Origin of the sequence: Mesorhizobium sp. IMUNJ 23232 (assembly GCF_044326205.1) — a bacterium.
Lineage (GTDB): Bacteria > Pseudomonadota > Alphaproteobacteria > Rhizobiales > Rhizobiaceae > Kumtagia.
Genome location: NZ_JBIRCY010000022.1, coordinates 74,747 through 96,289 on the forward strand (window position 1 = coordinate 74,747; position 21,543 = coordinate 96,289).

General features: G+C 62.9%; 16 protein-coding genes. 6 read left to right on the forward strand and 10 right to left on the reverse strand.

The window, feature by feature from the left end:
• Positions 1 to 116 precede the first annotated feature (116 nt).
• On the reverse strand, positions 117 to 2,897 hold the full coding sequence (gyrA, locus tag ACH196_RS17375; RefSeq protein WP_396648167.1) for a DNA gyrase subunit A: 2,781 nt from the start codon (positions 2,895 to 2,897) through the stop codon (positions 117 to 119).
• Positions 2,898 to 3,251: 354 nt separating this feature from the next.
• On the opposite strand from gyrA, the gene ACH196_RS17380 reads away from it, so the two are divergent.
• Complete coding sequence (locus tag ACH196_RS17380) at positions 3,252 to 3,881, forward strand: MarC family protein (protein WP_396648168.1); 630 nt, start codon at positions 3,252 to 3,254, stop codon at positions 3,879 to 3,881.
• Between the two features lie 68 nt (positions 3,882 to 3,949).
• On the opposite strand, the gene ACH196_RS17385 is transcribed toward ACH196_RS17380, so the two are convergent.
• Complete coding sequence (locus ACH196_RS17385) at positions 3,950 to 4,468, reverse strand: single-stranded DNA-binding protein (protein WP_396648169.1); 519 nt, start codon at positions 4,466 to 4,468, stop codon at positions 3,950 to 3,952.
• A 214-nt stretch (positions 4,469 to 4,682) separates the two neighbouring features.
• Between ACH196_RS17385 and ACH196_RS17390 the strand changes: the two genes are divergently transcribed.
• A complete protein-coding gene (locus tag ACH196_RS17390) occupies positions 4,683 to 4,946 on the forward strand; it encodes a hypothetical protein (RefSeq protein ID WP_396648170.1) in 264 nt (87 codons plus the stop codon).
• A gap of 31 nt (positions 4,947 to 4,977) precedes the next feature.
• On the opposite strand, the gene ACH196_RS17395 is transcribed toward ACH196_RS17390, so the two are convergent.
• The gene (locus ACH196_RS17395; RefSeq protein ID WP_396648171.1) at positions 4,978 to 6,348 is read right to left on the reverse strand and encodes a hypothetical protein; all 1,371 of its coding nucleotides are present in this window, start codon (positions 6,346 to 6,348) and stop codon (positions 4,978 to 4,980) included.
• 723 nt (positions 6,349 to 7,071) lie between these two features.
• Between ACH196_RS17395 and uvrA the strand changes: the two genes are divergently transcribed.
• The gene (gene uvrA / locus ACH196_RS17400) at positions 7,072 to 9,996 is read left to right on the forward strand and encodes an excinuclease ABC subunit UvrA (RefSeq protein WP_396648172.1); all 2,925 of its coding nucleotides are present in this window, start codon (positions 7,072 to 7,074) and stop codon (positions 9,994 to 9,996) included.
• Between the two features lie 59 nt (positions 9,997 to 10,055).
• Here the strand turns inward: uvrA and ACH196_RS17405 are convergent, their stop codons facing one another.
• The 4 genes from ACH196_RS17405 to ACH196_RS17420 all read right to left on the reverse strand — a co-directional run bounded on the left by ACH196_RS17405 (position 10,056) and on the right by ACH196_RS17420 (position 12,783).
• Positions 10,056 to 11,357 carry a hypothetical protein gene (locus tag ACH196_RS17405; RefSeq protein ID WP_396648173.1) on the reverse strand — a complete coding sequence of 434 codons (1,302 nt, stop codon included), beginning with the start codon at positions 11,355 to 11,357 and terminating at the stop codon, positions 10,056 to 10,058.
• A gap of 237 nt (positions 11,358 to 11,594) precedes the next feature.
• The gene (locus ACH196_RS17410; protein ID WP_396648174.1) at positions 11,595 to 11,873 is read right to left on the reverse strand and encodes a helix-turn-helix domain-containing protein; all 279 of its coding nucleotides are present in this window, start codon (positions 11,871 to 11,873) and stop codon (positions 11,595 to 11,597) included.
• A 27-nt stretch (positions 11,874 to 11,900) separates the two neighbouring features.
• Positions 11,901 to 12,290: a type II toxin-antitoxin system VapC family toxin gene (locus tag ACH196_RS17415; RefSeq protein ID WP_396648175.1), complete on the reverse strand. Its 390-nt coding sequence runs from the start codon at positions 12,288 to 12,290 to the stop codon at positions 11,901 to 11,903.
• Positions 12,274 to 12,783, reverse strand: coding sequence for a type II toxin-antitoxin system Phd/YefM family antitoxin (locus ACH196_RS17420; RefSeq protein WP_396648176.1), 510 nt, complete (start codon positions 12,781 to 12,783; stop codon positions 12,274 to 12,276). Before ACH196_RS17420 ends, ACH196_RS17415 begins: the two co-directional genes overlap by 17 nt.
• Positions 12,784 to 13,159: 376 nt before the next feature.
• Between ACH196_RS17420 and ACH196_RS17425 the strand changes: the two genes are divergently transcribed.
• On the forward strand, positions 13,160 to 14,017 hold the full coding sequence (locus ACH196_RS17425; RefSeq protein ID WP_396648177.1) for a hypothetical protein: 858 nt from the start codon (positions 13,160 to 13,162) through the stop codon (positions 14,015 to 14,017).
• 169 nt (positions 14,018 to 14,186) lie between these two features.
• Entirely contained in the window at positions 14,187 to 14,993 is an 807-nt protein-coding gene (locus ACH196_RS17430) for a DUF72 domain-containing protein (protein WP_396648178.1), read from the forward strand.
• A 121-nt stretch (positions 14,994 to 15,114) separates the two neighbouring features.
• Here ACH196_RS17430 and ACH196_RS17435 read toward each other — a convergent pair whose 3' ends face one another.
• A complete protein-coding gene (locus tag ACH196_RS17435) occupies positions 15,115 to 16,848 on the reverse strand; it encodes a Na/Pi cotransporter family protein (RefSeq protein ID WP_396648179.1) in 1,734 nt (577 codons plus the stop codon).
• A gap of 109 nt (positions 16,849 to 16,957) precedes the next feature.
• The gene (gene pstS, locus ACH196_RS17440; protein ID WP_396648180.1) at positions 16,958 to 18,073 is read right to left on the reverse strand and encodes a phosphate ABC transporter substrate-binding protein PstS; all 1,116 of its coding nucleotides are present in this window, start codon (positions 18,071 to 18,073) and stop codon (positions 16,958 to 16,960) included.
• A 268-nt stretch (positions 18,074 to 18,341) separates the two neighbouring features.
• On the opposite strand from pstS, the gene ACH196_RS17445 reads away from it, so the two are divergent.
• Positions 18,342 to 19,493 (forward strand): diguanylate cyclase domain-containing protein, encoded by a 1,152-nt coding sequence (locus ACH196_RS17445; protein WP_396648199.1) that lies wholly within the window; start codon positions 18,342 to 18,344, stop codon positions 19,491 to 19,493.
• Positions 19,494 to 19,497: 4 nt separating this feature from the next.
• Here the strand turns inward: ACH196_RS17445 and ACH196_RS17450 are convergent, their stop codons facing one another.
• Positions 19,498 to 21,486: a hypothetical protein gene (locus ACH196_RS17450; protein WP_396648181.1), complete on the reverse strand. Its 1,989-nt coding sequence runs from the start codon at positions 21,484 to 21,486 to the stop codon at positions 19,498 to 19,500.
• Positions 21,487 to 21,543: the final 57 nt, after the last annotated feature.

Genomic DNA, 21,543 nt, shown 5'->3' on the forward strand with positions numbered 1-21,543 from the left:
GAAAGTAACAGAGCCGCCGCCCCGGCGCGCCCGACGGATCGTTGCGGGCGTGGCGGCGGATCGATCCGGCGATATGGCTGCGACGGCGCGGCGAGCGGCCGCGCCGTCATGCAAAACTATTCCGGCGAAGGCTCAGAGGGCGGTTCGGCTTGCCCTGCCTCGGCCTGCGGGACCTCTTCCTCATCCGACTCCGGCTCGGAAATGCGCTCGACCGACACGACCTTCTCGCCTTCGCCGGTGTTGAAGATGGTGACGCCCTTGGTGGCGCGGCTGGCGAAGCGGATGTTGTGGACGGGCACGCGGATCACCGTGCCGCCGTCCGACACCAGCATGATCTGGTCGTCATTGCCGACCGGGAAGGCAGCGATCAGGCGCCCGATCTCGTCGACCTTCGACACGTCGGTGGCTCGGATGCCCTTGCCGCCGCGATTGGTGAGGCGGAAATCATAGGACGAGGAGCGCTTGCCGTAGCCATATTCGGTGACGGTCAGCACGAACTGCTCGTGCGCCTTCAGCACCTCGTAGCGCTCGTCGGAAAGCTGCGCATCCTCGCCGACCTCCTCATTGGTCAGCGCGACGTCCTCCTCCTCGCCGGCCTCGGAGAGCAGCCGGCGCTCCGCGACGGATCGCTTCAGATAGGCGGAGCGCTCGGCCGGCGACGCGTCGACATGCTCAATAATGGTCATCGAGATGGCACGATCGCCTTCACCCATCGAGATGCCACGCACGCCCTGGGAGGAACGGCCAGCAAAGACGCGCACATCACTGACCTCGAACCGGATGCACTGCCCGCTGTCGGCGGTCAGCAGCACGTCGTCATTATCAGTACAGGTCTCGACGGCGAGGATCGCGTCGCCCTCTTCATCGAACTTCATGGCGATCTTGCCGTTGCGCTTGACGTCGGCAAAGTCGCTGAGCTTGTTGCGCCGCACGGTGCCGCGCGTGGTCGCGAACATCACGTCGAGCGTGCCCCACTCCGACTCGTCGGGCAGCGGCAGGATCGCGGTGATGCGGTCGCCGCTCTCGATCGGCAGCAGGTTGATGAGCGCCTTGCCGCGCGATTGCGGATTGCCGATCGGCAGCCGCCAGACCTTTTCCTTGTAGACGATGCCACGCGACGAGAAGAACAGCACCGGCGTGTGGGTGTTGGCGACGAACAGGCGGGTGACGAAATCCTCGTCCTTGGTCGCCATGCCCGAGCGGCCCTTGCCGCCGCGCGCCTGCGCCCGGTAGATCGACAGCGGCACGCGCTTGATGTAGCCGGCATGGGTGACCGTGACGACCATGTCCTCGCGCTGGATCAGGTCTTCGTCGTCCATATCGGCGCCGCCATCGACAAGCTCGGTGCGGCGCGGCGTGCCGAACTCATCGCGTACCACCGCAAGCTCGTCCTTGACGATCTGCATGATGCGCGCGCGAGACGACAAAATGTCAAGGAAATCAGAGATTTCCGCGCCGATCTTGTTGAGCTCGTCGGCGATCTCGTCGCGGCCGAGCGCGGTGAGGCGCGACAGTTGCAGCGCAAGAATGGCGCGCGCCTGTTCTTCCGAAAGGTTGTAGGTGCCGTCCTCGTTGATGCGGTGGCGCGGATCGTCGATCAGCCGGATCAGCGCCTCGACGTCGGCCGCCGGCCAGCGCCGCGTCATCAACTGCTCGCGCGCCGTTGCCGGGTCGGAGGCGTTGCGGATCACCTTGATCACTTCGTCGATGTTGGCGACGGCAATCGCCAGGCCGACGAGGATATGGGCGCGGTCTCGCGCCTTGCGCAGCAGATATTTGGTGCGGCGGCTGATCACCTCCTCGCGGAAGGAGACGAAAGCCTTCAGCATGTCGATCAGCGACAGCACTTCCGGCTTGCCGCCGTTCAGCGCCACCACATTGGCGCCGAACGAGGTCTGCAGCGGCGTGAAGCGGTAGAGCTGGTTGAGGATGACCTCGGCGTTGGCGTCGCGCTTCAGCTCGATGACGACGCGGTAGCCTTGCCGGTCGCTCTCGTCGCGGATGTCGGAGATGCCCTCGATGCGCTTGTCGCGCACCAGTTCGGCCATCTTCTCCTGCATCGTCGCCTTGTTCACCTGGAAGGGGATTTCGGTGACGATAATCGCCTCGCGGTCGCCACGGATCGTTTCCGTATGCACCTTGCCGCGCATGATGATCGAGCCGCGGCCGGTGGCATAGGCGTTGTAGATGCCGGAGCGGCCGAGGATGATGCCGCCGGTCGGGAAATCCGGCCCTGGGATAATCTCCATCAGCTCCGGCAGATCGATCGCCGGATTATCGATCAGCGCGATGCAGGCGTTGACGACCTCGACGAGATTGTGTGGCGGGATGTTGGTCGCCATGCCGACGGCGATGCCGCCGGAGCCGTTGACCAGCAGGTTCGGAAAACGGGCCGGCAGAACCTTCGGCTCTTCTCCGGAAGCATCATAAGTGTCCTGGAAATCGACGGTCTCCTTGTCGATGTCCTCGAGCAGTTCGTGCGCGACCTTGGTGAGGCGCGATTCCGTGTAGCGCATCGCCGCCGGTGGATCGCCGTCGATCGAGCCGAAATTGCCCTGCCCGTCGATGAGCGGCACGCGCATCGACCAGTCCTGCGCCATGCGCACCAGCGCGTCATAGATCGAGGCGTCGCCATGGGGATGGTATTTACCCATGACGTCTGCGACCGGACGCGCCGACTTCACATATTTGCGGTTCCAGTGATAGCCGCTCTCATGCGAGGCGAAGAGGATGCGGCGGTGCACCGGCTTCAGCCCGTCGCGCACGTCGGGCAGCGCGCGGCTGACGATCACGCTCATGGCGTAATCGAGGTAGGAACGCTGCATCTCCTCGATGATGGAGATCGGCTCGATGCCGGATGGGTCTTCGGGGCCGCGCGGAGGGGTCTGGTCGGTCAAAATCGATCACAAAAAAGGTTCGGGAATCATCTTCCGCTTATATAGGAACGGCGGCGTTTTCTCCAATATCCGGGCCTGCCGCCGGCGACTTTGCACGGCTTTTTGCCGGACCGTTTTCCCAAGCGATTTCATCGCGATAGGAAGACCGGTCGAAATGTCGCCGCAAGCGATGGCGCATAGACCGGGAAATTACGGCAGCAAAGTGTCGCAACCGTCGCCCGATCGGATCGCCAAGGCACGCGCCTTGATCGAGGCCGGCCCAGAAACCGTTGGCATTGCGTGCAAGAAGGTCGCTCTGGCAAGTTCGGCGCGCACACGCTACGACTTGGAAAAATCCCGGGCGCGGAGGGGAACGTGCCGAGCTACGACAGTCTTCTCAACGCCTTCCTGACGATGCTGGTGACCATCGATCCGCCGGGGCTGGCGCCGCTGTTCCTCGCCCTGACACGCGGCATGAGCCGCGAGCAGCGGACCCAGGTTTCGGTCCGCGCCACCATGATCGCCTCGGCGATCCTGATCCTGTTCGCCATCGTGGGCGCGGTTGTGCTCAGCGGACTTGGCATCACGCTGCCGGCTTTCCGCGTCGCCGGCGGGCTGCTGCTTTTCTACATCGCCTTCGAGATGGTGTTCGAGCGGCGCCAGGACCGCAAGGAGAAAAGCGCCGACATGGCGATCACCAGGGACCAGATCCAGGATATCGCCGCCTTCCCGCTCGCCATCCCGCTGATCGCCGGACCTGGCGCGATCTCGGCGACGGTTCTGCTCTCCGGCAGCTTTCAGGGCATTACGGCGAAAAGCGCGCTGGTCGGCATCATCCTGGTCTGCCTGGGGCTCACCTATCTCGTCTTCGTGCTTGCCGAGCGCGTCGACCGTTTTCTCGGCCAGACCGGCCGCACGATTCTCACCCGCCTGCTCGGCGTCATCCTCGCCGCCTTGGCGGTGCAGTTCGTCGCCGACGGCATCAAGGCGCTGATGGCGGCGTAAGCACCGGCAATCGATCAAGAATTGCATGGACCGAAGCGGCGAAACGCCGCTTCGGCGCGGCAATCAGCTCAGAACGGAATCTCGTCGTCGAGGTCACGGGACGAACCGCCACCGCCGCCACGCGAACCACCTCCGCCGCCGCGTCCGCCGCCGTAATCATCGCCGGGCGAAGACTGGCCGAAATCCGATCGCCCGCCGCCGGAATAACCGACCTGGCCGCCGTCGCCGCCCTGACCGCGCGCGTCGAGCATCTGCAACTCGCCCCGAAATTTCTGCAGCACCACCTCGGTGGTGTAGCGGTCCTGGCCGCTCTGGTCCTGCCATTTGCGGGTCTGCAACTGACCCTCAACATAGACCTTCATGCCCTTCTTCAGATACTGCTCGGCCACCTTGGCGAGGTTGTCGTTGAAGACCACGACGTTGTGCCACTCCGTCTTTTCCTTGCGCTCGCCGGAGTTCTTGTCGCGCCAGGTCTCCGAGGTGGCGATGCGGAAATTGACGACCGGATCGCCCGAATTCAGCCGACGAATTTCCGGGTCAGCGCCCAGATTGCCCACCAGAATGACCTTGTTCACGCTACCCGCCATAACACTTCTCCGCGCTTGTCCTAAGTTTGGCTGTCTGCAAGCTCGGCCGCATCCTATCCGATCGGCGCGCCCGGCGCGGCGCTCGACGGAAATTCATGCGGCCTGTCCACAATTTGTTTTGTACTTGTTTTGTTCACTTAACGCCAGCGAAAAATGTCAGGAGCGCAGGCGGTGGCGTTTTGCTTTCGGCGGCATCGCACCTATAATCTGCGAGATGATCCTTGCTCGTCTTCCTGTCGCCGTCCTGGTACTGGCCGCATCCGCCGCCACCGCGCCGGCGTTCGCCGACCAAATACCCAAGACCACCCTCCCCGGCGTCCAGCAGCCGGAACCAATCGTCAAGCCGCTCGCTGAACCGCTGGAGCCGGCGTCCAAGGACGGCGACGGCTTCATCCGCATGGGCGACTGGGACGTCAAGATTTCAGGCTATCTCAGGGTCGACATACGCGCTGGCACGCTGCCGACGCAGCCGCGCTGATCCGGCCGTCAGGCGGAAGGCGAGCTTGGTTTCAATTCGGCCTGCTCCTGCGGTCGGTGATCCCGAGTTCCTCCCACATCCAGCCGAAATCGTAGCCGGCGAGTTCAGGGCGTTCCTTGGCCCATTCCTCCGTTTCCTCAAGCCATTTCACGACCTGGTTCCGTCCTTTTTCGGTCCTGACGGCTTCGCGCGGCGTCGCGTCATCGAGTACGTCAAGCGGCAGATCCAGGAGCTTCGCGAGGACATCGTCCGCGGCAGGAGATTCGCCGTCTTCCAACGCGGCCAGTTCTTCCAGGTTATGAATCTGCGTGCCGGGCTGTCCGATCTGTCCCTTGAGGACCGACTTCAGCATGAGCTTGGCGCGGTCGGCCCTTTGCTTCGAATTGGCCGACACCACCAGCATGTCCGCCGTCAGCTCGATCGTGGCGAAAACCGGCGTGCCATCCTCAAGCTCGATATGCAGCCGCTCGCCCTCGACATGCGAGACCTTGGCGGACGGCGTGGCGGGAGCACCGGCATCCGCGGGTTCCGTCCAGTTCCACAAATGTTCTTCCTCCACCAGCAGTTCGGGAATTTCGCCGAGGCGCCGGGCTATCGCGTCGACCGAGGCGCCGGGCGTCAGCGGATAGGTGATCGTGTGGAACGAAAGCTCCTCGCCATCACTGTTGAAACGCGGTGGCGGCACCTTGTCGATCTTGCCGTTCAGCCGGTCCTCCAGCCAGATCGCGGTGAACTCCGGCGCCGAGCCGTGCAGGAACATCGTTTCGGCAAGTTCCGTAAAATCGATCCCCATCGTATCGGCATCGGGTGGACTTTCCTGCTTCGATGCTTCCTCGACTATACGCTTCAACGGCTCGGAAACCGCCACTATCAACTCGGCAAAGGCTGCTTCGCTGAAAGTCGCCATTCCGCCGGCGAGGCGGTGTTTTCCGGACACCTCGACGACCCTGCAGCCGAGCCGGTCGAGATTCTGCAAGCTACGCGTCGCCGTATGTTCGGTCACGCGCACGGGTTCGCCACCGCGGATCAGATCGCGCAACAGCATGGACTGTCCGGGGACGATCTCGCTGACCTCGTAGAGACTGAACAGCGAGTCGCGGAGCGCCTCCATGTAGCGGCGAACCGACGGGGATTCCTTCCAGCCGCGCCGTTTCAAATAGTCGTCGACGATGGTGCGTTCGTCATCCTCCGATCCCGGCCGGGTAAGGAAATCCTCGAAGGCGCAACCCCAGAGATTGCGCATCTCCGTTTCGCCGATCAGTTTCTCCAATTGCTCGAAATCGATGCCGTAGTCCTCGAAAGCCAGGCCGAAATGCTCGTCGAAGACGTCGTCGAACAGATCCTGCCATTCGTCCCGGTTGGACCATTTGATCAGGCCGGCGAGTTCATGGTTTTTCGACATTGGGCTCCTGCCGGCTTCGTAAGGGACGGTCGCGGGCATCTTAACGGCAAGGCCGATCCGACGCGATGACAGGAGAGGATTTTGTCTGGGCCATCCACAAAGACGAAACCCTGCCGCTCATCAGAGCGGACAGGGTTTCCGGGATTTTACCCCTGCCGGGAGTGTTTTACCGGCTTTCAATTCGGGTGCTTCGCGGCGTCAGCCAACGACCCGACTAGCAGTCTCTGATTGTGGGGGGGAAACGGCCAACTCTGCCTGCCGGATATCATCCCGGCCGTTCGCTTGCCGCCGGCTCCTGCTCAGGCGCGGAGCCTTGTGGAACTGCCCGGTGGAGTCATGCCTCGCTCCCGTGTTCGTTCAACAAATGCCAGCCGGGAATTTGGTCCGCGGCGTCTCGCAGACCGGCTTTTCCGCCATTTCGACCAGCCGTACTGATCTTTTCCCAGGCGACAAAGAGAGTTTGCCAAGCCACGCCGCCCGCGTCAACCCAAGATGCTTAGCCTACGAAAAATGTGATCGACGCCGGCATCGCCCCGTCTGGCCCAACGGCTTTGTCAGGAGGGTTGTTCGGCCTTTGTTCTTTTTGCTTGCCCAACACGGCCAAAGACGCCTAAATCCGCCTTTGGCGGAGCCTCGACATGGCGGCCGGCATACCTACATAGGCGAAGGCGGTTCGCGACGGGCCGGCCAGGACCCTCGATCATTGACAGGCGGCGGAGCGGCATGGCCGACCACAAATACATTTCGGTGCGCGGCGCGCGCGAGCATAATCTGAAGAACGTCGATCTCGACCTGCCGCGCGACAGCCTCGTCGTGATGACCGGCCTGTCGGGCTCGGGCAAATCCTCGCTCGCCTTCGACACCATCTATGCCGAGGGCCAGCGGCGCTACGTCGAGTCTCTCTCGGCTTATGCCCGCCAGTTCCTCGAAATGATGCAGAAGCCGGACGTCGACCAGATCGACGGCCTCTCGCCGGCGATCTCGATCGAGCAGAAGACCACCTCGCGCAACCCGCGCTCGACGGTCGGCACCGTCACCGAGATCTACGACTACATGCGCCTGCTCTACGCACGCGTCGGCATCCCCTATTCGCCCGCCACCGGCCTGCCGATCGAGAGCCAGACGGTTTCGCAGATGGTCGACCGCGTGCTGGCGCTTGACGAAGGCACGCGCCTCTACCTGCTTGCCCCGATCGTCCGGGGCCGTAAGGGCGAATACAAGAAGGAACTCTTGGAACTCCAGAAGAAGGGGTTCCAGCGCGTCAAGGTCGACGGCCAGTTCTACGAGATCGCCGAGGCGCCGGCGCTGGACAAGAAATACAAACACGACATCGACGTCGTGGTCGACCGCATCGTGGTGCGCGGCGATCTTGCGGCCCGGCTGGCCGACTCCATCGAGACGGCGCTGAAGCTGGCGGACGGGCTGTGCGTCGCCGAATTTGCCGACAAGCCGCTCGACGCCAGCCAGACCGGCGACGACGCCGTCAACAAATCCGCCAACGAAACCCACGAACGCATTCTTTTCTCGGAAAAATTCGCCTGCCCGGTCTCCGGCTTCACCATCCCGGAGATCGAGCCGCGGCTGTTCTCCTTCAACAACCCGTTCGGCGCCTGCCCGACCTGCGACGGGCTGGGCAGCCAGCGCGCCATCGACGAGAATTTGATCGTGCCGGACGATAACGTCACGCTGCGCGACGGCGCGGTCAGCCCATGGGCGAAATCCACCTCGCCCTATTACGCGCAGACGCTGGAGGCGCTGGGAAAAGCCTACGGCTTTAAGCTCGGCGACAAGTTTTCCAGCCTGTCCGACGAGGCCAAACACGCCGTGCTGCGCGGGACCGGCGAGCGCGAGATCACCTTCAACTATGACGACGGGCTGCGCTCCTACAAGACGACAAAGACGTTCGAGGGCGTCATCCCCAACCTCGAGCGCCGCTGGAAGGAGACCGAATCGGCCTGGATGCGCGAGGAGATCGAGCGCTTCATGTCGGCGACGCCCTGCCCCGCCTGCAACGGCTTTCGCCTCAAGCCGGAATCGCTGGCGGTAAAAATCGCCGGCCTGCATATCGGCGAAGTCTCCAACATGTCGATCCGCAAGGCGGACGCATGGTTCACCGAGCTGCCAGCAAAACTCAACGCCAAGCAGAACGAGATCGCGGTGCGCGTCCTCAAGGAGATCCGCGAGCGCCTGCGCTTCTTGAACGATGTCGGGCTGGACTACCTCACCATGGCGCGCAATTCCGGCACGCTGTCGGGCGGCGAGAGCCAGCGCATCCGCCTCGCCAGCCAGATCGGCTCGGGCCTCACCGGCGTGCTCTACGTGCTGGACGAGCCCTCCATCGGGCTGCACCAGCGCGACAACGCCCGCCTGCTCGATACGCTGAAGCATCTTCGCGATCTCGGCAACACGGTCATCGTCGTCGAGCATGACGAGGACGCCATCCTGCATGCCGACTATGTCGTCGACATCGGCCCGGCGGCGGGCATCCATGGCGGCCGCATCATCGCCCAGGGCACGCCGGCCGAGATCATGGCCAATCCCGCCTCGATCACCGGCAAATATTTGACCGGCGAGCTGGAAATCGCGATTCCGGAAGAGCGCCGCCGCATGAAGAAAGGCCGGCGCATAAAAGTCGTCGGCGCGCGCGGCAACAATCTGAAGGACGTGACCGCCGAAATCCCGCTCGGCACCTTCACCGCCGTCACCGGCGTGTCGGGCGGCGGCAAGTCGACTTTTTTGATCGAGACCCTGTTCAAGGCCGCCTCGCGCCGCATCATGGGTTCGCGCGAACACCCGGCCGACCACGACCGCATCGAGGGCCTCGAATTCCTGGACAAGGTCATCGACATCGACCAGAGCCCGATCGGCCGCACGCCGCGCTCCAACCCGGCCACCTACACCGGCGCCTTCACGCCGATCCGCGACTGGTTCGCCGGCCTGCCGGAAGCCAAGGCGCGCGGCTACCAGCCCGGCCGCTTCTCCTTCAACGTCAAGGGCGGCCGCTGCGAGGCCTGCCAGGGCGACGGCGTCATCAAGATCGAGATGCATTTTTTGCCCGACGTCTACGTCACCTGCGACGTCTGCCACGGAAAACGCTACAACCGCGAAACGCTGGACGTGCTGTTCAAGGGCAAGTCGATCGCCGACGTGCTCGACATGACCGTCGAGGAAGGCGTCGACTATTTCGCCGCCGTCCCCGGCGTGCGCGACAAGCTGGAAACGCTGAAACAGGTTGGCCTCGGCTACATCCATATCGGCCAGCAGGCCACCACGCTCTCCGGCGGCGAGGCGCAACGCATCAAACTCGCCAAGGAACTGTCGCGAAAGGCGACCGGCAAGACGCTCTACATTTTGGACGAGCCGACCACCGGCCTGCACTTCCACGACGTGGCCAAACTGCTCGAAGTGCTGCACGAACTGGTCGACCAGGGCAACACGGTGGTCGTCATCGAGCACAATCTGGAAGTGATCAAAACCGCCGACTGGATTCTCGACCTCGGCCCCGAAGGCGGCGACGGCGGCGGCGAACTGGTGGCGCAGGGCACGCCGGAGGAGGTCGTTGAAGAGCCGAGGAGCTATACCGGGCAATTCTTGAAGGAGTTGCTGGAGCGTCGGCCGAAGGCGGGGAAGAGAGAAGCGGCGGAATAAGAAACGTCCTCGGCTTCGTCATTTTCGGACTTGATCCGAAGATTCAGGCCAGTGGCGGCTTACTCAGAAGCTTTTTCAATTTGCTTCTGGACTATATCGGCCGCCTGTTTGACCCATGGCGCGCCTGCCCGAACAGCAGCGGGTCCGATGCCCGACGCGCTCATCAGTGCAATTCCGAGAAGCCCAATAATCATCTTAGATACAGCAGTCGAACCAGCGTCGACCAATTTTTCCGCAGTTTGGCCGAAAAAGTTTAAACTGTGTCTGATGATACTCGACACCAAGTTCTCAATTGTCCGTATCATTGCAAACGCAGCGCGCTTTGATGAATTTCCCGGAAATGATAGAAATTGTCTGATGAAGGAGATCGTCTTAGGCACCTCCGGATCAGCTAAATCGGGGTTCTTGTTAAGCGTGGCGATCAGGTCCGCTGCGGCCATATCGACCTCAGCCACATCGTCTTCGTCTAAGTCTATAGCGGCAGCCTTTTGGGTGAACTGATCCCATTCTTTAAATTGGGCGACGTAAAGCGATATGCTGGCATTGTAGGCATTTAGCATTCCATTGAGCGCATCGGGTAATTCTCGCTGAAATTGCGCGCACATCACCCCGCATGCCATGTTTGTAAGGCCAATCTTCACAATGTTTGCATCCGCCGTTAGTTGCGACTGCAGTTCCCTGACGCTCTCCAGCAAGCGTCTATCGCAGTTTGAGGTTTCTAGATTGCGTATTAGGTGATCGCCACTTCCGCGAATATGCTCCAAGGCAGACTTAATATTCGCCTTGTCAGCTTCTGCCGCAATTGGCGATCGATCCGCCACCACAATCCGTCCGTCAACAATCCCAAAGTGAACAGGCGCCACCTGTTGACGCGGAACGATGCGATCTAAATCAACAAAGGATAGCGAACCTTGGGTAGGTGCAAGTTTTGTATTCAATTCTTCGAGGTATGATCGGAATATGATCAAAGCGTCAGCCAGTATTGGACGCTCCTCTTTTTGCACGAACAAGAGAACGAATGGACTTGGCTGCTCGCGGTCTCGCTGCAACGCAGAAGATATGATGAAGCGCCGATTGTAAACGGCGGGATCAATTTCGGGCGAGTTAATGAACGTGTTTATGAAATTCAGAAGCTCTTTTCGGGCGGTTTCCCACTCATCTAGCGTAGGTTCTTCACGGTATCGTGTATAGGTATTAAAGCGAATTCGTGCCTCTTCAACCATCAGCATAGTATTCATGAATCGTTCGCGCTCTCCATCGGCTGCGGGAGCCCTGCCGCGAAACGGGCGGTCGATTGATTGGCGCAAGGACAGCAGAAAAAGAGTTATATTTCTCCTGACGTCCCCAAAATCCTCGTCCATCGGCGCCTCTTAATAACCAGCGTTATCTTAATCGCACTTTTGCCGTCTCAATCAAGAACCTTGCCTCGCATTTCTGTGAGGTTGGGGCTAGTGCGCGGCATGTGTTGAGTACTATACGAACCCTTCAACCGTTTCGCGTGCCACCCAAATTGTGCCCTGCTCCGATCCCATTCTCTGGCCCGCCAGAAGCTGGGGTTTTGCCGGTCAAGGCGGCCCATCCGCGGGCATTGCTCCTTCCTACGCCACCGCCTTCGCCACCATCTCCGGACACTTCCCGATCACCTTGACATAAGCCACGGCGAAATCGGCCGGGCTGACGCGTGCCTGCTCCCAATCGTGCAGCGCGCCGACCGGCACGCGAAAACGCCCGGCAAACTCGGTCTGCGACAGACCGAGCGTGGTGCGTGTCGTGCGGATCAGCCGCGCACGCTGGCCACGATCGAGCGCTTCGGCCGTCGCATCGAAATCCTCGGCGTCGGTGGGATCAGCCGGCAGCGCGATAGGCTCCTTCTTCACCTTGCCACCTATCACCGGACGAGCGCGTCAGACCCACACTCTCTTCGCCCCCAACACCTCCACTGCCCCATCATCCGTAACCAGCCCAAACCCCTCGACAATCGCCTGCGCCGCCAGCACGCGGTCGAACGGGTCCTTGTGAACCAGCCTGAACGCGCCGGCCATCACCGCATGGGCGTTGTTGACCGGCAGTTCGATGAAGTCGAAGTCGGCGCAGAGCGTGACAAACGCGCGAGAAATCCACTCCGCGCCCGGCAGCTTGCCGAGGCTCACCTTGGTCGCGATCTCGAAGCCGCTGATCGAGCTGACAAAAATCGTGTTCGAGGGATCGATGATGGTGAGCGCCGTTTCGCGCGGAAGGCGTTTGTCCTTCAGCAGCAGCCAGAGCAGCGCATGCGTATCAAGCAGGAGGTTCATCGAGACCGTCCCATGCCCGCAACTCGTCCTCCGGCAGCGGATCGAAGAAGGAGTCGGGCAGGCGGTAGCGGCCCTCCCAGGCACCCCAGCCGCGCGACTTTGGGTCCGCCTCGACCGGCACCACTTTCGCGATGGCCTTCCCGTCCTTCATGATCGTGAACTCCCTGCCCTGCTCGACCGCCGCCGGCAGCCCCGTCAGGTCGAACGACGCCTGCTCGCTCTCGCCAAACCCCACCCGCTCGACCATGTCGTCCCATTCCTGCGGAAAGCGCCGGTAATACGCGGCTATGTCGTCCTTGTGGATGTAGTCGTCGGGCGCGTGTTCCCACGGGTCCATCTCGACCGGCGGCAATATTTCGCCGCGTGTCCGCACCCGCACCAGCCGCACCGCCGGCTTGTTGCGGCGGGCGATAAAAATCTCCTCCCCCGCCTCGGCGCGGGCGACGAGATCGGAAAGCTGCGTCTTGGCGTCGTGCATGTTGATCGTGGCCATGCGAAAAATATAGCTAGAAACTTAGCTAGATACAAGCGGAGCCGCCGCGGCCATCCGCCCGCAACTCGAACAGAATTGCAACATTGGTCGCATCGCCCGGATGGCTCCTTGGTCCGGCTTGTTACGCGAAAATCCACGAGACCTGCGGCCAAGGCCCTGATTCTACGTGCTTTTACAAGCATGACCTTGTTTCCAGCCGGCCTCGCACCCAAACCCGAGAGGTGTCGAGGCAGACCCACGCCTCCCGGAAAAATCGAACTCTTCCAGGATGTTATGCGGACAGCATCGTCAGATCAAAGAAAATTTTCCTAGGATTATTTACATTGCCGCTGACCGGTGCTACAATCGCTGCCGCCTGTATTCCAAGGAGACGGCGGTGGAGTTTGGAGACGCGAGTGCGACAATCGAGCGATACCGGGAAGCGCTGAAGAGTATTCTGCTAATGCTCGTCGGCATGGCCGGGATGGGCAGTGGAACAACCCTGCCCCGGCATCTCCACAGCACAATATTGCGGCTGCTGCGCCCAGCCGAATCTGCCGCGCGCCGCCTGATCATCGCGACAGCGCAAGGCATCGTGGTGGTGCTGCCGCCGTTTCGCCCGCGAAAGCCGAAGCTGAAAATTTCCAACACGGTCGCCGCGATGCGCCGCCTCGGCCTTGCCGTCAACCTGTCGAGGCAGGACTTTGCCCGCTACCAAGCCGAGCTGAAAGCCGCCGAACGGCACGCTTCCCGCCCGCGCAGACTAAACCTTTCGCTGCTTGATCCGCTCAAATATCCGTTCCGCATCCGCCGCAAATATGTGCCGGCGCATGCCGCCCCGCGCATCCGGTCGCTCGACGACGACACGCCACGCATCCCCGTGCCGCAGCCGCCGTCGCGCGACGATCCGATCAACGCGGCAAAACTGACCTTGCGGCTGGACGCGCTCGGCCGGGCGCTCGACGATCTTCCCGGCCAGGCAAAACGCTTCGCCCGCTGGAAGGCGCGCAACGACGACGCCCTTCAACGCGACAGGGCGGCCCGCGATGCGGCGGTGGCGCAGGGCAAACCGGGCCCGGCCCGCTTCCGGCGTTTTTCGCCGCTTCGGCGCGGCCGTCCGCCCGGCGGGCGATTGCCGCGCTTCGATCCGGATGCCCCGAAACGGAAGAACATCCGCGAGGTCGACGAGATCCTGGCACATGCCAATGCCATGGCGCTCTACGCGCTGGAACCGCCACGCCGCGACACGTCATGATGTCCGCCCGACGGACACGAAATGCCAAATATTCCAGCATGTTAGCGGCCACGCGGAAACGAATCCGGGCGTGGCGGCGATAGGCGCTGTCAGGAGCCGCAAGACCCCGGGTGGACAAGCAGGCGGGACGGACGCATTTTCGCCACGCAACCCAGGGAGCGAGACGACGATGACATCCGGAACAATCCGCGCGGGCATGGGCGGCTGGACGTTCGAGCCGTGGGAAGGCACCTTCTATCCGGAAAAGCTGCCGAAGAAAAAACAGCTCGAATTCGCCTCCCGGCAAGTGCCGACCATCGAGGTCAACGGCACCTATTATTCGACCTTCAAGCCCAGCGTCTACGAAGGCTGGGCCAGGGAAACGCCTGACGATTTCGTGTTTTCGGTCAAGGCCATCCGCTATTCCACCAATCGCCGCGTGCTGGCCGAGGCCGGGGAATCGGTGACCCGTTTCCTGGAATCCGGACCGGCCGCGCTCGGCGAAAAACTCGGGCCGATCGTCTGGCAGTTCGCGCCGACCAAAAAATTCGATCCCGAGGATTTCGAGGCGTTTCTGAAACTGCTGCCGGAGAAACAGGACGGTTTTCCGCTGCGCCACGTGCTGGAGGTTCGGCACGGCACGTTCGCGGTCCCCGAATTCGTCGCGCTGGCGCGAAAATACAGAGCGGCGATCTGCTACGCCCACCACCACGATTATCCCGAATTCGCCGACGTCACGGCGGATTTCGTCTATGCTCGCCTGCAAAAGGGAGAGGATTCCGTGCCCACCGCCTACACGCCGAAGCACCTCGACCGCTGGGCGGAGCGCGCCAAGGAATGGGCCGCGGGCGGCCAGCCGGACGATCTGCCGCTCGCCGATCCGGACAGCAAACCGGAAAAGAAACCGCGCGACGTGTTCGTCTACATCATCCACGAAGGCAAGCTGCGCGCGCCGCAGGGCGCCATGGCGTTCATGGAGCGGGTCGGCAAGGCCTGAGTGGCCGGCCGGAAACGCGAAACGGCGCGGCGAAAAGAATTCGCCGCGCCGTCTTTTTTACGCACTACCTGACTTCATGGTTTTGTGGCCGACGTCTTTGCCGCCGGCGAATGCGCAAATTTCACTCCGCCGGGACGGGCGCCATGCCGCCCATATCCATCGGGCGCTCCTTGCCGCTTTCCTTGAGTGCCGCGGCGCGGGCGACCACCGACTGGCGGTTGACAGACTTGCGCTCGGCGTCGATGCGGCGGATCAGGATTTCGGCGCGTTCGATCGAGCCCAGCAGCGCCAGGATCGTGCCGCGCTCGCCAGCGCCGGCGTTAGGCCCGAGCGCCAATGTGCGGGCGCGCAGTTCCTCGACTTCGGGATAGCTGACATGACCGGCCGGCATCTTTGGATCGGCGACGCCATAGGTCGGCAGGATATCGCGCAGCGAGGCGTCCAGCTTGTTCAGCGCCTCATCAACGATCGCCTGCGCCTGGCTGCCGAACTTTTCGCGCTTCACCCGCCGCGCCACCTGGTGCATCGATTCCGCCAGCGCGGCGGTAAAGTCCGCCTCCTCGATCAGGCTGGCAATCAGGTCGAGCTGCTCGTAGGGCAGGTCCTCCTTCATTAGCGAGGCCGTATAGGCGCGGATGTCGCGGGAGAGGATATCGGTCGCCAGATAGTGCTCTCCTGGATCGGCCGGCGCGCTCTTCTCGCCGCGGGCGATATCGAGGAACTTCGCGCCGGCTTCCAGATGGCGGGCCGTCTCCTGCTGCACGGCAGGGACTGCCTTGGCGAAATCGTTCGCCAGCTTGCGGTCCAAAAATTTCGGCGTCGAATAATCCTCGACATCCTCCGCCTCGGTGCGGCCGATGCGCGACAGCACGCGCTCGAACACACCGACGAAGGGGAACAGAAGGAGCGTGTTGAAGACGTTGAAGACCGTCGAATAGAGGCCGACCGCCACGGGAACCAGCGGATAGGTTTCCTTGCCGTCGATGACGACCGGGATGCCGGGGTCGCCGCCGAACCACTGCATGGCCCAGCGCAGCACTTCGATCGACACGAAGAACAGCGGCACTGTCACGCAGACGCCGATGACGTTGAAGGACATGTGGGCGTAGGCGGCGCGCTTGGCGTTCTTCGACAGGTTGAGCGAGGCGATCCACGAGGTGATCGTCGTGCCGAGGTCAGCGCCGAGCGAGAAGGCGACGGCGGTCGTCCAGTCGATGACGCCGGCGGAGCCAAGCCCCATGACGATGCCGATGGTCGCGGACGAAGAGTGGATCATCGCCGTGACGCCGGCGGCGATCAGCACGCAGGTCAAAAGGTTGCCGAAGGAATCGGCCCGGAGAGTTTGCAGCAATTCCATGACCTCAGGCATGTTGCGCAGCGGGCGCAGACCTCCGGTCATCAGGTTTAGACCGTAGAAGATCAGCGCAAAACCCATGCAGGCGAGCGCAATGTTGCGTATCTTCTCGCTCTTGGCGAAGCAGTAGACCAGCGCGAAGACGCCGGCGAAGATCAGGCCGAGCGGACCGAGCGGCAGGGCGATCAGGCCGTTGCCCAGCGTCGTGCCGATATTGGCACCCATGATGACGCTGATGGCCGGCCGCAACCCCACGACGCCGGCATTGACCAGGCCGACCACCATGACGGTCATGGCCGTGGAGGACTGGATGACGCCGGTGATCAGCGTGCCCGCCAGCACGCCCTTGATCGGCGTGCCCGCCGCCTTGGCGAGGAAATTGCGCATGCTGTTGACCGACAGCGCCTGGATGCCGTTGGCCATGAATTCGAGGCCGAGCATGAAGATGCCCAGACCGCCGATGACCGGCACCAGAATGTCCTTGAAGATATCGATATCCATCATACCCACCCCTATAATGCGCTCTGAGAGCGCGGAGAATCCGTCGACGCCGGGTGTGAACCCGTTGCGCGTTGGCTGAAATCGACGCCGGGAGGTCCCCTCCCCGCCGTCAATTCGCCGCGCGCAGATCCTTGTCCCAGTACTGTTTCACCAGCTTGACGAGGCTGTCAGGCAGCGGCACGTAGCCAAGCGCGCTCGCATCGCTCGCTCCACGTTCGAAGGCCAGGCGGAAAAAGTCCTGCACATGGCCGTGGCGATCGCTCGACCGTTCGGCGACGGGCACGACGGCGAAGGTCGCGGTGCTGATCGGATACGCCGCCTCGCCGGGCTGGTCGGTGAGGGAAGCGTTGAAATGTTCGACCTTGTCCCAGGCGACGGCATTGGCGGCCGCCTGAACGCCCGCCGGGTCTGGCTTGACGAAATTCCCGGCCCTGTTCTGGATCGACGCGAAAGGCAGGCCGGACCGCTCAACCTGGCCGTATTCGGCATAGGAGATCGCACCCTTGGTCGCCTGCACCGCCGCGATCAGGTTGCGCGTGCCTTCGGCGCTCGTGCCGAGCGGCCAGGAGACCAGCGTGTCGGCGCCGTATTTGGTTTTCCAGTCGGCGTTGACCGCCGAGAGATATTCGGTGAAGACGAAGGTCGAGCCGGAGCCGTCCTGGCGATGCATCACACTGATCCTGAGATCGGGAAGGGCGAGATCCGGGTTGACCGCCTTGATCGCGAGATCGGACCAGTTCTGGATCTTGCCGAGATAGATGTCCGCCAGCAGCGGCCCGGTCAGCCTCAGGCTGCCGGCCGGAATGCCGTCGAGATTGGCGACGACGGCGATACCGCCCATGACGATCGGAAACTGCTGCCGGCCGCGTTTTTCGAGCTCCGCGGCACTGACCGGAGCGTCGGTGGCGGCAAAATCCATCTCCGGCTGGTCGAGACGCAAAACGCCGGCAAGCGAGCCGACCAGTTCGTAGTCCACCGTCCAGTCGAGCGTGAAATAGTCGCCGCCGTCGGCGCGGGCGTCCTTGTAGATTTTCGCCCATTTAGCGATCACTGGTGCTGCAAAGGTCGATCCCGCGCCGCGGACGGGCTCGGCCTCGGCGGGCGATCCAACGCAGAGTGCTGCCGCAAGAATTCCCGCCGGCAACATCGCCGAAAGCACCCGCAAAGTTCTGCCGACCAGGGAAACCACCGCTTCGGCCATGTGCCTGCTTTCTGCTTTGCGCACGCCCGCTGCCTCCGCGAGAACGGAGCCGACAGTGTCCGGCAATCCAATAGAAGTCGTATCCGGTCGTAGTGCGATTGTTTGACACGTGCATGACATCAGGCCGGCCGGCGGATCATTTCGGCCGCGCCGGCGGACGCTGTCCACCCGCGTTCACCGCGCTATCATCCTGCGGCAAAAGGGCATTTTACGGCCCGATGTAACCAAGTGTACACCTCATCCATCCTAATCTCTCTGGGACGACGGGTCGCCTTCGGGCATGGGCGAGAGCATGACGCTCGACTACAATTCTCTTTTGCTTGCTCTGGGCTTTTCCGGAGCATGTCTGGCGGTGACGCTGGTCATGAGCTGGGCTGTCGCCCGCACCGAGCTGTTCCTGCTGACCTGGGCGGTCGGCGTTTTCCTGATCGTCGTCTATGTCGTGCTCTACGCCATCTACGTCGATTACCCCGGCCCTCTGCTTGGGGCCGTGTGCTATCTCACGCTATTGACCGGCCTCTCGGCGCTGCTTGGCGCGGCCCGCCAGTTCCGCACCGGCCGTTCACCACTGAGGCCAGCGATCATCGCCAACGCCATACTGATCATCATCGCCGTGCCGCCGATCCTCATGGGTTATGACGGCCTGGGCTTCATCGCCGAAAACATCGCGGCGGCAATCCTGCTATCGGCGACTGCCCGCGAATACTGGCTCGGGCGGGCCGAGGCGCCGGGTCCCATCCTTGGCCTGTCCGCGCTTTACGCGGCCATCGCCTTCGGTTTCCTGCTCTGCGCTGGTGTTCTCATTTGGAATGGCAAGCTCGTCCTCGGGGCTGCGCCGCAGAACTGGGCCGAAGACGTTTCGCTTATCATCTCCATTGCCGGCATGACCGGCATCGGCGCCCTGTCGCTGGCGCTCAACCATTGGCGGGCGGCCGGGCGGCACCGGGCGGAAGCGCGGTCGGACGTGCTGACCGGATTGCTCAACCGCCGCGCAATTTTCGACCTGTGCAGTCCGACGCCGATGCGCCAGTTCTCGGCGGTGATCGCTTTTGACCTCGATGATTTCAAGGCGGTCAACGACAGCTATGGCCACGCCGTCGGCGACGAGGTGATCCGCGCCTTCGCCGAGGAACTGGCAGCAGCGACCGGCCGCGACGATCGCGCGGCGCGGCTAGGCGGGGAAGAGTTCGTGCTTGTTCTCGGCAGGACCTTGCCCGATCGCGCCGAACAGTTGGCCGAGCGCATCCGCGCAAGCTTTGCCGCGCGTTCGATCGGCGCGGATCAAGGGGCCTTCTCTTGCACCGTCAGCGCCGGCATCGCCTTCGGAACGGAAGCGGGCGCGAGCTTCGAAAGCGTCCTGAAGCTGGCCGACAAGGCGCTCTATTCGGCCAAGAGCAAGGGCCGCAACCAGGTCGCGACGCGGCACGTCCGGCTGGTCAAATAGGCGCCTACTCGCCCTCGTCGGATTTGTACGCGGCCCGCGCCGGCGACCCCCAAGGGGTCGTGTGGTTGTCGATGCGCATCTGGAAGACGAAGTAAGTTGGCGAGCAGAAACCGATGCCCTTGACCTTCTTCAATCCCGGCGTGTCCGACGGAAATTCCTGGCACATATAGTCTTCACGGCAAAAACTGTCGGCGGAACAGCTCGGCCGGTTGCCGCGCACGACGGCGCCGCCGAGGCACTGGTCGAAATTGTTGGTGGCGACGCAGAGGTCAAATTTCTTGCCGCCGGCGAGCCCGCAGATCTCGCGCGGCATCGGCTGGCCCTGCTTGAAGTTCGCGAAGTTGCGGTCCTTGTCGTCGCAGGCGCGGTAGGCGAGGCCGCCCGGTACGCCGATCTCCGGCGGGCGGCAGGTGTAGCCGGTGCGCGAGATATCCTTGTCGAAAGCGGCGAACTGGCTGATGAGCTTCATGCGGTCGTTGAAGGGCTGGCTCCGGTTCTCGGCGATCTCGCCCGACATGCAAGGATGGCCGGAAAACATTTTTGGCGATTTCGGCGGCAGCAGGCATTGCGCTAGCTTGAAACGACCGTTTGAAGCTCCGGCGACCGGCGTGCAGACCGTGCCGGCGCCGCAACTCCAGGTCTCGCCGAAATGCGCCGCCTCGTCCGGCATCATGCAGGGCATGGCGGCACCCGCCGGCTGGTAGGCCGGCGAGGCTTCCGCGGACCAGTTCGCCGGCGGGGCGGCGGAAAGCGGCCGGAACCGGTCCGGCTCGCGGCCTTCCGCCACTGCCGCGACATAGGCCTCGCGGCGCGGCAATTCGGCATGCAGATGTGGCGAGACGCCGACCTTGATGCGGTTCAGTGGCGAGGCCGTGCCATCGTCGAGGCCGATCACGTGGAAGCCGGCGGTCGACCCGGACTGGTGGCAGCCCTGGCAGGCGCCATTGTCCAGCCGCTCCAGCAGCGCCTCGGGCGAACGCAGCAGCTTGCCGGTCGAAAAGTCGAGGCCGGCGAAGTCGGCCGGCTCGAACAGTCCGGAAAACGGGCGATTGACGGCGCGGACGCTGCCGAAGGTCGAATAGGATACGACTTTTCGGGCAAGCAGATCATCGGGGATTTCGTAGACGCCGGTGTCGATGGCCGCGAAATTGTCGCGGACATAGGCGGCGATCTCGGCCTTCAAGGCGGCATCGCCCGCCACCCTGGCGCCATCGACGGTGTTCTCCAGAGGCACTTCGGACACGGCATCGCCCTGCATTGCGAAGATGCGCATGAGATAAGCCGCCTGCCCGCCGAACTCGGTTTCCTGGCCGGACGGGAACCGCACCACCTGGGCGTTCAGTTCGAGCTGGCGGAAAGTTAGCGCGGAACGGTCGAGCGGCCCGCCGGCGAGCCAGCCCGCATCGGCGGCTTCGTCGATGCCGGGCGTCCAGCGTCCGGCCACACCCTGGCACGATCCGTCGGCATCCGGCGCGACGTCGAAGACAGCGTTGAAATTGAACGGTAGGCGCGAGGCCAGAACCTTACCCTTGCCGTTCTTGCGAAAGGCGTAACCCAGCCGGTAAACGAAACGCACCTCGCCGCAGCCTGCGCTGCCCTTCAACGCGAGAAAGTCGCGGCGGTCGAGGCGGTTGACGACGCCGACCAGCCGGAAGGAGGCCGCGTCGGTCTTCAGCCAACGCATGTCGATGACGCGCCCGACATTGCCGTCCGTCACCTCGTAAAGCGGCCTGCCGCCAGCCTTCATCTCGGCGCGCAGCGCGGCGACGTCAGCCCCGATCGTATCGACGATCGACCGGTAGGCGGGCGCATCCCGGTAAAGGGTATCGAGATCGGTAGCGCCCTTTTTGCCGAACAGATCGCCAAAACCGTAACCCCTGTCTTCAAGCCGGGTCAGCAGCACACGGTCATCGATGAACAAGACAGGACCGGCGATGACCGGCAGGGCTGTCGCCAGGAGCAGGAGGAGGCCTGCGAGAAGACGGAACGGCATCAAGAGTCCCCCGACAAATGCTGGAGGCAAGAGTTCCCGCAAGTCGGTCACCAACGC